The organism is Paracoccus sp. SSK6 (assembly GCF_039770665.1).
Lineage (GTDB): Bacteria > Pseudomonadota > Alphaproteobacteria > Rhodobacterales > Rhodobacteraceae > Paracoccus.
This window is the reverse complement of the sequence record NZ_JBDPNJ010000011.1, coordinates 45,718-59,852: the sequence shown is the minus strand read 5'-3', so window position 1 is coordinate 59,852 and position 14,135 is coordinate 45,718. Positions and strand designations below refer to the sequence as shown.

Sequence of the window (14,135 nt, the reverse complement as noted above, 5' to 3'; positions counted from 1 at the left end):
TCAGCCGACCAGCAGGCGCAGGGCGTCTTCATATGTCGAAAGCTGGACCGGCGATCCGGGTGGATAGGCGCTGTCCATGTTCAGCGCCGCATAGCCATGGGTCAGGGCCCAGACTGCGGTGAGAAGCGGGACCGCCGGGCGGTCCGTCACAAGGGCCGCGCAGAGATCCTTCAGCAGGAAATAGCTGGCCAAGACGCTCTTGTGCAGGTCAGGATCCTGCGTGGGCAGTTGGTCGAACATCAGCCGGAACAGCGCCCTGCGCGATTCTGCAAAGCGGATATAGGCCAGGTTCACCGTCAGCAGCACCTGGAAGGGGTCGGTGCCTTGGGGAAGACTGTCGCGGGCCGCGGCCAGATCACCCAGAAAGGTCTGGAAACCATGTGTCGCGATGGCGACCTTCAACCCCGGCAGGCCGCCGAAATGATGGGCGGGGGCGGCATGGGACACGCCCGCGCGTGCGGCAATCCGGCGCAGCGTAAGACCTTCGGCACCTTCCTCGTCCAGAAGGGACAGGCCGGCCTGGATCAAGAGTTGGGGCAATTCGCCACGGGTCGGCATCTTACCCTCTTACCTTCTTGCCCCCAACTTGACAGTGTAAAGACAATGTTGAATGGTCGGGCGTCCCGGTATGTTAATGGCATGCGTGTGAGGAAGACAAGCACGCCTTCACTGTTTGCGTAGTTGGTTCTGGGTCGCTCGTCCAAGACTCTGGTCTGGATCTTGTTCATCGTCTTGTTTTTGCACGTAGCAGGCCAGAGTCCGCTGGGACGTATATGTCACGACCATTGCAGAACATGCAACTGCATAACATGCTGTCCCTGCTTCCTGAATTTCGCGCAGTGCCAAAACAAAAAGGCCGGACCCGAAGGTCCGGCCTTTTTGTTTTTGGAGCGGGCGATGAGATTCGAACTCACGACCCTAACCTTGGCAAGGTTATGCTCTACCCCTGAGCTACGCCCGCATCCTGTTCCCTCGGGCGCTTCGTCTTACTGTCTCGCCTTCGGTGAGCGGTGATTTATGGGACTGCGGCGGGGGGTGCAAGAGGAAAAATCATCTTTGTGACGAAATTTTTGCGGGCGTTGACAGAGGCCTGCAAGGCACGTGAACCTGCGGGCCATAAGCAGGGGAAAAACCCATGGCCGCAGCCGAGCAGTTATCAGACTTCGTGCGCGATGCCCTGGCAGCGGGGCATGAGGGCACGCGCATCCGTGCCGCGCTGCAACAGGCCGGCTGGACGGCACCGGAAATCGAGGGCGCGATGTCAGCCTGGCAGGACGGGGGCGGCCTGCCGCCGGTGCCGCGTCCGCGCCCCTATGTCTCGGCGCGCGAGGCGATGCTTTACGCGCTGCTGATGATCGCCCTGGTGCTGGTCTGCTTCCATGTCCTGAGCCTTGGGTTCCAGGTCATCGACCGGGCCATCCCCGACCTTGCCGAAAGCGCCGCGCCCGACCGCTGGTCCATGCGCTTTTCCATCGCCGCCATCCTGGCCTTCCTGCCGCTGTTCGTGGTGCTGGACCACCGCATGGCCCGACGCATGGGGCAGGGCGATCAGCGGCGGCGGTCGCAGGCGCGGCGCGTCTTTGCCTCGGTTACGATCCTTGCCGCCGCCCTGGTGCTGCTGGGCGATGTCGTGTCGGTCGTCTATGCCTTCCTGTCGGGCGACCTGACGCCCCGGCTGGCGGCGAAATGCGCCCTGGTTGCCGTGACAGGTCTGCTGGTCGCCGGTTGCTATCGCGAGGATCTGGATGGCTAGGCCCTGGCCCGTCTGGGCGCTGACGGCGCTGTCACTGGCGGTTCTGGTCGCGGGCATTGTCGCGACCGGCGGACCGGCGCAGGGCAGGGCGGAAAAGCGCGACGGCACACGTCAGCGCGACCTGTCCGAAATCCAGTCGCTGCTGTTCTGCAAGGCGCAGCAGGCGGGCCGAGTGGGCACCGACCCGACGCCCACCGAAGCCTGCCCGATGACGCCGCGCCTGGCCGACCCCTTTACCGGCGGCCCCTACCGGATCGAACTGGTCGCGCCCGACAGCGTCCGCCTTTGCGCCGGGTTCGAGACGCAGCCGGACTTGCCCGACCTGGGCCGCGACGAATCGGGCTGCACCGTTCAGCGGATTGTGGTCGGGCAGCCCGGCTAAAGCATTTTCAGCAAAAGCGGATCCCGGTTTTGCGTCCGAAAATGCGCAAAAACAAAAGCCTACAGCATTTCGGCAAGTCAGGGGATTGCCGAAATGCTGTAGGACCGCCTATTCCGCCGCCCGGACCCGCGCAGGCCGCAGCATCGGTGCCAGATAGCGGCCCGTATGGCTTTGGGGAACCTTCGCCACGTCCTCGGGCGTGCCGGTCGCGACAATGCGCCCGCCGCCGTCGCCGCCTTCGGGGCCGATGTCGATGATCCAGTCGGCGGTCTTGATGACATCCAGGTTGTGTTCGATCACCACCACCGTATTGCCCTGGTCCACCAGCCGGTGCAGCACCTCCAGCAGCTTGCGCACATCCTCGAAATGCAGGCCGGTGGTTGGTTCATCCAGGATGTACAGCGTCTTGCCGGTGGACTGGCGCGACAGTTCCTTGGCAAGCTTGACGCGCTGCGCCTCGCCCCCCGACAGGGTGGTGGCCTGCTGGCCGACCTTGACGTAGCCGAGGCCCACCTCCATCAGCGCGTCCATCTTGTTGCGGATGGCGGGAACGGCGGAAAAGAAGCCCTGCGCGTCCTCGACCGTCATGTCCAGCACGTCGGCGATGGACTTGCCCTTGAACAGCACCTCCAGCGTTTCGCGGTTATAGCGCTTGCCCTTGCAGGTCTCGCAGGTGACGTAGACATCGGGCAGGAAGTGCATCTCGATCTTGATGACGCCGTCGCCCTGGCAGGCCTCGCAGCGGCCGCCCTTGACGTTGAAGCTGAACCGGCCGGGCTTGTATCCGCGCGCCTTCGATTCGGGCAGGCCCGCATACCAGTCGCGGATGGGCGTATAGGCGCCGGTATAGGTCGCGGGGTTCGACCGCGGCGTGCGCCCGATGGGCCGCTGGTCGATGTCGATGACCTTGTCCAGATGCTCCAACCCCGTGATCGTCTCGCACGGCGCAGGGGTCTGGCGCGCGCCGTTGAGGCGCAGGCTGGCGGTCTTGAACAGCGTCTCGATGGTCAGCGTGGACTTGCCGCCGCCCGACACACCGGTGACGCAGACGAACTTGCCCAGCGGGAACTCCGCCGTGACATCCTTGAGGTTGTTGCCCGTGGCCTTGACGACCTTTACCGCCTTGCCGTTCCCCTTGCGGCGTTCGTCAGAGACGGGGATTTCGCGTGCGCCCGACAGGTATTGTCCCGTCAGGCTGGCCGGATCGGCGGCGATTTCCTCGGGCGTGCCCCTGCTGACCACCGTGCCGCCGTGGACGCCCGCGCCCGGCCCCATGTCGAAGACATAATCCGCGTGGCGAATCGCATCTTCGTCATGCTCCACCACGATGACCGAGTTGCCCTGGTCGCGGAGCCCCTTCAGCGTGTCCAGCAAGCGGTCGTTGTCGCGCTGGTGCAGCCCGATGGAGGGTTCGTCCAGGACATACAGCACACCCGTCAGCCCGCTGCCGATCTGCGACGCCAGCCGGATCCGCTGGCTTTCGCCGCCCGACAGCGTGCCCGCCGCGCGCGACAGCGTCAGGTAGTCCAAGCCCACGTTCACCAGGAAGCCAAGCCGCTCGCGGATTTCCTTGAGGATCGCGTGGGCGATCTCGTTCTTCTGGCGGGACAGATGCTGGGGCGCGGCTTCGATCCAGGCCAGGGCCTCCTTGATCGACAGTTCGACCACCTGACCGATGTGGCTGCCCGCGATCTTGACCGCCAAGGCCTCGTCCTTGAGGCGGTAGCCGTGGCAGGCGCCGCAGGGGCGGTTGTTCTGGTAACGCTCGAATTCTTCCCGGACCCACTGGCTGTCCGATTCTCGCATCCGGCGTTCCATGTTGGGAATCACCCCTTCGAACACCCGGCGCACGTTGTAGACGCGGCCCGCGTCGTCAAAGCGGAACTCGATCTCCTCGCTGCCCGATCCGTGCAGGAACATGCGCCGCACATCTTCCGGCAGGTCTTTCCATTTGGTCTTCTTGTCGAACCCGTAATGCTTGGCCAGCGCATTGACCGTCTGCGTCAGATATGCCGACTTCGACTTGGCCCAGGGGGCAATCGCGCCCTTTTCCACCGACAGCGCGGCATCGGGGACCACAAGGCGTTCATCGAAGAACAGTTCGGCCCCCAACCCGTCGCAGACCGGGCAGGCGCCATACGGCGCGTTGAAGGAAAACAGCCGGGGCTCGATTTCCGGGATGGTGAAGCCGCTGACGGGGCAGGCGAAGTTTTCGCTGAAAGTCGTCCGCTCGGGTTCATCCGCCGCCGTTTCGACGATGGCGATGCCGTCGGCTAGATCCAGCGCGGTTCGCAGCGAATCGGCCAGGCGCGTTTCCAGCCCCTCGCGCACGACGATGCGGTCCACCACCACGTCGATGTCGTGGCGGAACTTCTTGTCCAGGGTGGGCGGCTCGTCCAGTTCGTAGAACTGGCCGTTCACCTTGACCCGCTGGAAACCTTGCTTGCGAAGCTCCAGGAATTCTTTCTTGTATTCGCCCTTTCGGTCCCGGACGATGGGCGCCAGCAGATAGGCGCGCGTGCCTTCCGGCATCTCCATGATCCGGTCCACCATATCCTGGACCTGCTGCGCCTCGATCGGCATTCCGGTGGCGGGGGAATAGGGCGTGCCTGCGCGCGCGAACAGCAGCCGCAGATAGTCATAAATCTCCGTGACTGTGCCCACGGTTGAACGGGGGTTCTTCGAGGTCGTCTTCTGTTCGATGCTGATCGCCGGGGACAGGCCGCTGATATGGTCCACATCCGGCTTGCCCATCATGTCCAGGAACTGGCGCGCATAGGCCGACAGGCTTTCGACATAGCGGCGCTGGCCCTCGGCATAGATCGTGTCGAAGGCGAGGGACGACTTGCCGCTGCCCGACAGGCCGGTGATCACCACCAGCTGGTCGCGCGGAATGTCCATGTCCACGCCCTTCAGGTTATGCTCGCGCGCGCCGCGAACCTCGATGAACTTCTGTTCCATGACATGTCCCTGGCAGACCAAGCGCATCAGATAGGGGCGCGGTTCCAAAAAGCAACCGCAAAATGGGAACATCAGGCGAACACGACCTAGCGTAAACCTTTTGTTGCAGGCGACCTCGGGTGCCGCTTGCGCTGCGCTGCAGCATCGCTAGTCTCCCGCCAACTTCGAAGGGGAACCGCGATGTTTCAAAAGATCCTGATAGCCAACCGCGGCGAGATTGCGATCCGCGTGATGCGGGCGGCCAATGAGTTGGGCAAGAAGACGGTCGCCGTCTATGCCGAGGAGGACAAGCTGGGCCTGCACCGCTTCAAGGCGGATGAGGCGTATCGCATCGGCGAGGGATTGGGGCCGGTGGCGGCCTATCTGTCCATCCCCGAGATCATCCGGGTGGCGAAGGAGTCGGGCGCCGACGCGATCCATCCGGGCTATGGCCTGCTGTCGGAAAACCCCGACTTCGTGGACGCCTGCAAGGCTGCCGGGATCACCTTCATCGGCCCGCGTGCCGACACCATGCGCGCGCTTGGCGACAAGGCCAGTGCCCGGCGCGTGGCGATCGCGGCGGGCGTGCCGGTGATTCCCGCGACCGAGGTTCTGGGCGACGACTTCGAGGCCATCAAGCGCGAGGCGGCCGAGATTGGCTATCCGCTGATGCTGAAGGCCAGTTGGGGCGGCGGCGGACGCGGGATGCGCCCGATCAATGGGCCGGACGAGCTGGTGGACAAGGTCCGCGAAGGCCGGCGCGAGGCCGAGGCCGCCTTCGGCAATGGCGAGGGTTATCTGGAAAAGATGATCCTGCGCGCCCGCCATGTCGAGGTGCAGCTTCTGGGCGACACCCATGGCGGTCTCTATCACCTTTATGAACGCGACTGCACCGTGCAGCGCCGCAACCAGAAAGTCGTCGAGCGCGCGCCCGCGCCCTACCTGACCGACGAGCAGCGCGCCGAGGTCTGCGAGCTGGCGCTGAAGATCGGCCGTGCGGTGGGCTACCAGAACGCGGGCACGGTCGAGTTCCTGATGGATATGGACAGCCAGCAGTTCTACTTCATCGAGGTGAACCCGCGCGTCCAGGTCGAGCATACCGTAACCGAGGAGGTCACCGGCATCGACATCGTGCAGTCCCAGATCCGCATCGCCGAGGGCGCGACGCTGGCCGAGGCGACCGGCGTGGCCTCGCAGGAGGGCATCACGCTCTCGGGCCACGCGCTGCAGTGTCGTGTGACCACCGAGGATCCGCTGAACAACTTCATCCCCGACTATGGCCGGATCACCGCCTATCGGTCGGCCACCGGCAACGGCATCCGCCTGGACGGCGGCACCGCCTATTCGGGGGGCGTGATCACGCGCTATTACGACTCGCTGCTGGTCAAGGTCACGGCCTGGGCACAGACGCCCGAGCAGGCGATCCGGCGCATGGACCGGGCGCTGCGCGAGTTCCGGGTGCGGGGGGTTTCGACGAACATCGACTTCGTCATCAACCTGCTCAAGCACCCGACCTTCCTCGACGACACCTATACGACCAAGTTCATCGACACCACGGCCGAACTGTTCCAGTTCGACAAGCGCCAGGACCGGGCCACCCGGATCCTGACCTATCTGGCCGACATCAGCGTGAACGGCCATCCCGAGACGGCGGGCCGCCCGCTGCCGCCCGCCCAAGCCCGCCCGCCCGTGCCGCCCGCGCCCAGGGCCGAGCCCGCGCCCGGCACGCGGCAACTGCTGGAGGAAAAGGGCGCGCAGGCCGTGGCCGACTGGATGGCCGATCAGACGCGCCTCTTGATGACCGACACCACCATGCGCGACGGCCACCAGTCGCTGCTGGCGACCCGCATGCGGTCCATCGACATGATCCGCGTGGCGCCCAGCTATGCCGCGAACCTTCCGCAACTGTTCAGCGTCGAATGCTGGGGCGGAGCGACCTTCGACGTAGCCTACCGCTTCCTGCAGGAATGCCCCTGGCAGCGTTTGCGCGACATCCGCGAACGGATGCCCAACCTGATGACGCAGATGCTTCTGCGCGCCTCCAACGGCGTGGGCTACACCAACTATCCCGACAACGTGGTCGTCTCCTTCGTGAAGCAGGCGGCGGACACCGGCGTCGATGTGTTCCGGGTCTTCGACAGCCTCAACTGGGTCGAGAACATGCGCGTCGCCATGGACGCGGTGATCGAGACCGGCAAGATCTGCGAAGGCACGGTCTGCTATACCGGCGACATGCTGGACCCCGACCGGTCCAAGTATGACCTGGCCTATTACGTGAAAACCGCGCAGGACCTGAAGGCCGCCGGTGCCCATGTGCTGGGCCTGAAGGACATGGCGGGCCTGCTGAAACCCGCCGCTGCGCGCATCCTGATCAAGGCGCTGAAGGAGGAGGTGGGCCTGCCCGTCCATTTCCACACCCACGACACCTCGGGCCTGGCCGCCGCGACGATCCTGGCCGCGGCCGAGGCGGGGGTGGACGCGGTCGATGCGGCCATGGACGCCTTCTCGGGCGGCACCTCGCAGCCCTGCCTGGGCTCCATTGTCGAGGCGGTGGAGGGGACCGAGCGCGACACCGGGCTGGACATCGCGGCGATCCGCCAGATCAGCAACTACTGGGAACGCGTGCGCGAGAACTACGCGGCCTTCGAGAGCGGCTTGCAATCGCCGGCCTCCGAGGTCTACCTGCACGAGATGCCGGGCGGGCAGTTCACCAACCTCAAGGCGCAGGCACGCTCCATGGGGCTGGAGGACCGCTGGCACGAGGTGGCGCAGGCCTATGCCGACGTGAACCGCATGTTCGGCGATATCGTGAAGGTCACGCCGTCGTCCAAGGTGGTGGGCGACATGGCGCTGATGATGGTCGCCCAGGGGCTGACGCCCGCGCAGGTGCTGGACCCGGCCACCGAGGTCAGCTTCCCCGACAGCGTCGTGGACATGATGAAGGGCAACCTGGGCCAGCCCCCCGGCGGCTGGCCCGAGGCGCTGCAGCGGAAGGTGCTGAAGGGCGAGGCTCCGATCACCGACCGCCCCGGCGCGCATCTGCCGCCCGTGGACATCGAGGCGACCCGCGCGAAGCTGTCCGCCGAGCTGGGTGTCGAGATCGACGATGAGGACCTGAACGGCTACCTGATGTATCCCAAGGTCTTCACCGACTACATGGCCCGGCACGAGACCTATGGCCCCGTCCGCACCCTGCCCACCAGGAACTTCTTCTACGGCATGGAGGCGGGCGACGAGATCAGCGTCGAGATCGACCCCGGCAAGACGCTGGAAGTCCGCCTGCTGACCCTGGGCGACACGGACGAGAAGGGCGAGGTCAAGGTCTTCTTCGAACTGAACGGCCAGCCCCGCCAGGTCCGCGTGCCGAACCGCAAGGCCACCGGCACCAAGGCCGCGCGGCCCAAGGCCGACCCGTCGAATGCGGGCCATGTCGGCGCGCCGATGCCGGGGGTGGTGGCCTCGGTCGCGGCCACGGCGGGCGCGAAGGTCCACCAGGGCGACCTGCTGTTGACCATCGAGGCGATGAAGATGGAAACCGGCCTCCACGCCGACCGCGACGGCACCATCAAGGCCATCCATGTCCGCCCCGGCGAGCAGATCGACGCGAAAGACCTGCTGGTCGAGGTGGAGTGAAACGGAACGCCGCGGCCCTACAGAAGGGTCGCGGCGATCAGCACCCACAGGGTCAGCGCCGCGCCGGTGACCAGCGCATAAAGCCCGTTCCACCGCATCCCGGCATGGCGCGCATCCACTCCGCCCAGCCTGCCGACCAGCAGGACGGATGCGGTGAAGGGAGAGGTATTGCCGCTGAGCGCCCATCCCCCGGTGATGGCTGTGACCAGGGCCGTGGGATGGATGCCAAGCGCGGCAGGCGTCGGCAGCAGCGGCACCAGCAGCGACACGGCCAAGATGGGGTTCATGCCGATCTGGCCGGTCAGCGGAATGATCCAGACCAGGGCCGCCAGGATCAGCAGCGACGGGACCGCCGACAGGTCCGGGCCATGCGCCTGCATGACCGGCACCAGCAGGAATGACCCCAGGCTGCCGATGAAGCCCGCCATGAACAGCAGGATGATCTCTCCGCTATAGCCCGCCAGTTCCCGCGTGGCGAACTGGCCGACGCGGGAGGCGAGCGTCGCTCCGCGTCCGCCCGGTGCCGGTGGCAGGATCAGGATCCAGGTCATGGCGATCAGCGGCACCACCGTCATCACGGCGCCCGTCACGGCAACGCCGGTCGCGACATGCAGCGCAAGGGTGCTGCCCACGACGATGCCCAGCAGCGCCAGCAGCGGGCGCAGGCGCAGCAGCCAACTGTCGGTTTCCACCGCCCGCGGCGGAGGCGGGGCGCTGAGTTGCGGCTTGAAGATCGTGTCCAGCAGCCAGCCGATGCCGATCATCAGGGCGGAACTGACCAGGCAGAAGGGAACGGCTTTCGGCCAGGATGCGCCTTGGACAACCGTCATCGCCACGGCAATCGACAGCCCCATCGGCGACCAGCAGAGCGTCGAGGCAAAGCCTCGCTGAATCGCCACCAGCATCCGGCGCAGTCGGTGGCGGCGCAGGTCGCCGTCCGCTTCCCGCGCGGTGCTTTCGGCCGCCAGGGATCCCAGCAGCGAGATCGAGCCGTAAAGCAGGATCAGCCCGAACAGGTGCCCGCCGACCGTCAGCGCCAGATAGCGGCGGCCGGGCGGCTGACGGGCCAGGAAGCGCCCGCAATCCAGGATCGCCTGCGATCCGATGGCCGCGCTGCGCAGGGCGGACAGGGCGGTGAACAGGGCGATGACAAAGCCGCCGCGCGTCGTGGCGGTCAGGGTGGCTTCCGCCCAGTCGGTCCGCGTGACAGCCGCCCAGGCGACAAGAAGAAGCCCGACCACGACGAAAGCCAGCCGAGATAGGCGCGCGGTCAGCGAAAACAGCGTCACGGCCCCGACCAGCAGCATGGCCGCGATGATGGCGAAGGCTTGACCCGCCCCGTATTGATGCGGAACCGTCGCCAGCAAGGCGCAGGCGGTCAGGATGCCGCCGATCTGGGCGCTGAGTGGGGGCATGGAGATTTCTGCCTTTGGCCGGTCAGCCTGCCTTAGCGACGGCTTGCAGGATGCGCAATTCGTCAGCCGCCCCCGATCAACCGCCTGCTACGAAGGGCAGGCGATAGCTGATCGCCTCGGCCAGATGCGGGGCGCGGACGGCGGCAGAGCCGGCCAGATCGGCGATGGTGCGCGCCGTGCGCAGGATGCGGTGATAGCCGCGCGCGGTCAGGCCCAGCCGTTCCGATGCCTTGAGGATCAGCGCCCGGCCTTCCTCGTCGGGCGCGGCGATCTGGTCCAGCAGCCCGCCCGAGGCTTCGGCATTCACGCGCACATGCGGATGATTGCGGAACCGTGCCGCCTGCACGTCCCGCGCTGCTGCGACACGCACCGCGACCTGGGCCGAGGTTTCCCCGCCCGAGGGCAGTTCCAGGTCCATGAAGCTGACCGCCGGAACTTCAAGCCGCAGATCGAAGCGATCCATCAGCGGGCCCGAGATCTTGCCCATGTAGTCCGGCCCGCAGGTGGGCGCGCGCGGACAGGCGCGGGCGGCATCGGCCAGATAGCCGCAACGGCAAGGGTTTGCCGCCGCGATCAGCAGGAAGCGGCAGGGATAGCGGATATGGGCGTTGGCGCGGGCGACCACGACCTCGCCCGTCTCAATGGGCTGGCGCAGGGTTTCCAGCATCTGCCGGGAAAATTCGGGGAATTCGTCCATGAACAGGACGCCGTTATGGGCAAGGCTGATCTCGCCCGGCTTGGCGCCGCGCCCGCCGCCGACGATGGCGGCCATGGATGCCGTGTGGTGCGGCTCGCGGAACGGCGCGCGGCGGGAAATGCCGCCGTCGTCCAAGGTGCCCGCCAGCGAATGGATCATGGATGTTTCCAGCGCCTCGGCTGCCACCAGGGGCGGCATCAGGCCGGGCAGGCGGGCGGCCAGCATCGACTTGCCTGCGCCGGGAGGGCCGACCATCAGCAGATGATGTCTCCCTGCCGCCGCGATCTCCAGGGCACGCTTGGCGCGTTCCTGGCCCTTCACCTCGGACAGGCAGCCGCCGAAGGGAGCGTCGCCGATCATGCCGGGTGCCGCACGGGCGATGGGGGCGCGGTCGGTCAGGTGGTCGATAACCTCGCGCAGCGTGACGGCGGCCAGGACGGGGACGGCATCGACCCAGGCGGCTTCCGGCCCGCAGGCGCGGGGGCAGATGAGCGCGCGGTCATCCTCGGCCGCGGCCATGGCGGCGGGCAGGGCGCCCGTCACCGCGACCAGCCTGCCATCCAGCGCAAGTTCCCCAAGCGCCACGCAGCGCGACAGTTCCTCGGCCGGGATGATTTCGAGCGCGGCAAGGATCGCCAAGGCAATCGGCAGGTCGAAATGCGACCCTTCCTTGGGCATGTCGGCGGGCGACAGGTTCACCGTCAGCCGCCGGTTCGGCATGGCGATGGCAAGCGAGCCGAAGGTGGCCTTGACGCGTTCACGCGCCTCGCTGACGGCCTTGTCGGGCAGGCCTACGATGGCAAAGCCCGGCAGGCCCGCCGCGACCGAACACTGAACCTCCACCAGCCGCGCCTCGATCCCCTCGAAGGCGACGGAATAGGCGATTGCGACCATGGCTTCCCCTTTGCGTTCCGGGAATGGTTAACGGGGCCGGTTTAAGGAAAGGTTAACGGGCGGCCCTTGCTTGCGACGAAGGGGCGGCGGGGCTATGTGTCTGATGCGTATCGCCAAGGGGGCAAGATGAAGGGCAAGCGGATCCTGTTGATCGTGGGCGGCGGCATCGCGGGTTTCAAGGTGCCCCACCTGATCCGCCTGATCCGGGCCGAGGGGGCAGCCGTCACGCCCGTCCTGACACAGGCTGGCGCGCAGTTCACCACGGCCATGACCCTGTCCGTGCTGGCGAACGAGGCTGCGCATGACAGCCTGTGGAACATCGCGTCCGAGGCCGAGATCGGCCATATCCAGCTGTCGCGCAACGCCGACCTGGTGGTGGTGGTGCCCGCCACCGCCGACTTGCTGGCGAAGATGGCGCATGGACTGGCCGATGACCTGGCATCCACGCTGCTGCTGGCGACGGACAAGCGCGTGCTGGTGGCACCGGCGATGAACGTGCGGATGTGGCACCACCCGGCGACGCAGCGGAACCTGCGGGTTCTGCGCGACGATGGCATCCTGTTCGTCGGCCCCGAGGATGGCGACATGGCCTGCGGCGAATACGGCACGGGGCGCATGTCGGAACCCGAGGCGATCCTGGAGGCCATCCGCGAGGAACTGGTTCCGCAACCCCTGAAGCTGCTGCCCGAGGCGCAGGTCCGCACGGGCGCGCTGTCGGGGCGGCATGTGATCGTGACCTCGGGGCCGACGCACGAACCCATCGACCCGGTTCGCTATATCGCCAACCGATCCTCGGGCGCGCAGGGGACGGCGATTGCGGCGGCCTTGCGCGACCTGGGCGCGCGGGTCAGCTTTGTCACGGGCCCGGCGGATGTCCCGCCGCCCGAGGGCGTCGAGGTGATCCGCGTCCAGACCGCCCGGCAGATGCGCGACGCGGTCGAGGCTGCGCTGCCTGCGGATGCCGCGGTGATGGCTGCGGCGGTGGCCGACTGGCGGATCAGGAATTCCTCGGCAAAGAAGATGAAGAAGGACGGATCGGGCAAGCCCCCGTCGCTGGAGATGACCGAAAACCCCGACATCCTTGCCTGGATCAGCCAGGCGGGCGCGCGCCGTCCCCGGCTGGTGGTGGGCTTTGCGGCGGAAACCAATGACGTGGTCGCCCATGCCACCGACAAGCGGCTGCGCAAGGGCTGCGACTGGATCGTCGCCAACGATGTCAGCGAAGGCACCGGCATCATGGGCGGCACGGAAAACGCCGTCACCGTCATCACCGACGAAGGCGCCGAGGAATGGCCGCGCATGGGCAAGGACGCCGTGGCCCGCAGGCTGGCGCAGAAGATCGCGGGTGCGCTGGCATGAGAACCTATCTCGACTGGAACGCCACCACCCCCCTGCGCGACGAGGTGAAGGCCGCGCTGCGCGAAGGGATGGAGATCGTGGGCAACCCGTCATCCGTCCATACCGAAGGACGCGCGGCCAAGATGGCGATGGAGCGCGCGCGCGAACAGGTGGCGGCGGCGCTTGGGGCGGAAGGGGCGGATGTGATCTTCACATCCGGCACGACCGAGGCCGCGGCGATGGTGCTGGCGGGCAGGGGGATCCACTGCGCGCCGGTTGAACACAGCGCGATCAAGGTCTGGTGCGAACAGGATCTGGCGGTGGACGGTGATGGCATCGTTGCGGTGCCAGATCCCGCGAAGGCCAGCCTGCAACTGGCGAACAATGAAACCGGGGTGATCCAGGACTTGCCGCAGGGCCTGGGGTCCAGTGACCTGACGCAAGCTTTCGGCAAGATTCCCTTCGCCTTCAACTGGCTGGGCATCACGGCGGGCTTCGTCAGCGCGCACAAGCTGGGCGGCCCCAAGGGGATCGGCGCCCTGGTGGTGAAGCGCGGCACCGATGTCGAGGCGATGATCCGGGGCGGCGGCCAGGAACAGGGCCGCCGGGGCGGGACCGAGAACTTTCTGGGCATCCTGGGATTCGCCGCCGCCGCCACCGCAGCGCAGAAAGACCTGGAGGCGGGGCTGTGGGATCAGGTCGCCGCGCGGCGCGACGCGTTGGAGGAACGCCTGCTGTCCCTTCCTGGCACAATCGTCGCCGGAAAGGGCGCGAAGCGCTTGCCGAACACGACTTGCCTTCTTACATCGGGATGGAAAGGTGAAACCCAGGTCATGCAGATGGATCTGGCGGGCTTTGCCATTTCGGCGGGGTCGGCCTGTTCATCGGGCAAGGTCCGGGCCAGCGGAGTTTTGCAGGCCATGGGTTTTGACGATAAGGCCGCGCAATCGGCAATTCGGATCTCGATAAGCCCGGCTTTGGGCGACGATCAGGTGAACCGATTTGCGGATGCGTGGGAAAGCGCGTATGGACGCTGGCGCGAACGCAACGGCTAGGCCAAGCCCCAGCCTTGGGAAGGACAAG

The 14,135-nt window shown here is 66.5% G+C and carries 9 protein-coding genes and 1 tRNA gene; 5 read left to right on the top strand and 5 right to left on the bottom strand.

Annotated features, from left to right (window positions below):
• A complete protein-coding gene (locus tag AAIL68_RS09755; protein WP_347139584.1) occupies positions 1-558 on the bottom strand; it encodes a TetR/AcrR family transcriptional regulator in 558 nt (185 codons plus the stop codon).
• A gap of 328 nt (positions 559-886) precedes the next feature.
• Positions 887-961: transfer RNA gene (locus AAIL68_RS09750), tRNA-Gly, on the bottom strand.
• A 174-nt stretch (positions 962-1,135) separates the two neighbouring features.
• Between AAIL68_RS09750 and AAIL68_RS09745 the strand changes: the two genes are divergently transcribed.
• Complete coding sequence (locus tag AAIL68_RS09745) at positions 1,136-1,753, top strand: DUF5671 domain-containing protein (RefSeq protein WP_347139583.1); 618 nt, start codon at positions 1,136-1,138, stop codon at positions 1,751-1,753.
• Positions 1,746-2,135, top strand: a complete 390-nt coding sequence (locus AAIL68_RS09740) for a hypothetical protein (RefSeq protein WP_347139582.1) — start codon at positions 1,746-1,748, stop codon at positions 2,133-2,135. The genes AAIL68_RS09745 and AAIL68_RS09740 overlap by 8 nt, the downstream gene beginning before the upstream one ends.
• Before the next feature lie 108 nt (positions 2,136-2,243).
• Here AAIL68_RS09740 and uvrA read toward each other — a convergent pair whose 3' ends face one another.
• Positions 2,244-5,096, bottom strand: a complete 2,853-nt coding sequence (gene uvrA / locus AAIL68_RS09735) for an excinuclease ABC subunit UvrA (RefSeq protein WP_347139581.1) — start codon at positions 5,094-5,096, stop codon at positions 2,244-2,246.
• 180 nt (positions 5,097-5,276) lie between these two features.
• Between uvrA and pyc the strand changes: the two genes are divergently transcribed.
• Entirely contained in the window at positions 5,277-8,708 is a 3,432-nt protein-coding gene (gene pyc / locus AAIL68_RS09730; RefSeq protein WP_347139580.1) for a pyruvate carboxylase, read from the top strand.
• 17 nt (positions 8,709-8,725) lie between these two features.
• Here the strand turns inward: pyc and AAIL68_RS09725 are convergent, their stop codons facing one another.
• Both AAIL68_RS09725 and AAIL68_RS09720 read right to left on the bottom strand, forming a co-directional pair.
• Entirely contained in the window at positions 8,726-10,123 is a 1,398-nt protein-coding gene (locus tag AAIL68_RS09725) for a hypothetical protein (protein WP_347139579.1), read from the bottom strand.
• Between the two features lie 76 nt (positions 10,124-10,199).
• Positions 10,200-11,714 (bottom strand): YifB family Mg chelatase-like AAA ATPase, encoded by a 1,515-nt coding sequence (locus AAIL68_RS09720; protein WP_347139578.1) that lies wholly within the window; start codon positions 11,712-11,714, stop codon positions 10,200-10,202.
• Between the two features lie 126 nt (positions 11,715-11,840).
• Here AAIL68_RS09720 and coaBC point away from each other — a divergent pair, with 126 nt between their 5' ends.
• Together coaBC and AAIL68_RS09710 are read left to right on the top strand one after the other, a co-directional pair.
• Entirely contained in the window at positions 11,841-13,073 is a 1,233-nt protein-coding gene (coaBC, locus tag AAIL68_RS09715; RefSeq protein WP_347139577.1) for a bifunctional phosphopantothenoylcysteine decarboxylase/phosphopantothenate--cysteine ligase CoaBC, read from the top strand.
• Positions 13,070-14,107: an aminotransferase class V-fold PLP-dependent enzyme gene (locus AAIL68_RS09710; RefSeq protein WP_347139576.1), complete on the top strand. Its 1,038-nt coding sequence runs from the start codon at positions 13,070-13,072 to the stop codon at positions 14,105-14,107. Before coaBC ends, AAIL68_RS09710 begins: the two co-directional genes overlap by 4 nt.
• Positions 14,108-14,135: the final 28 nt, after the last annotated feature.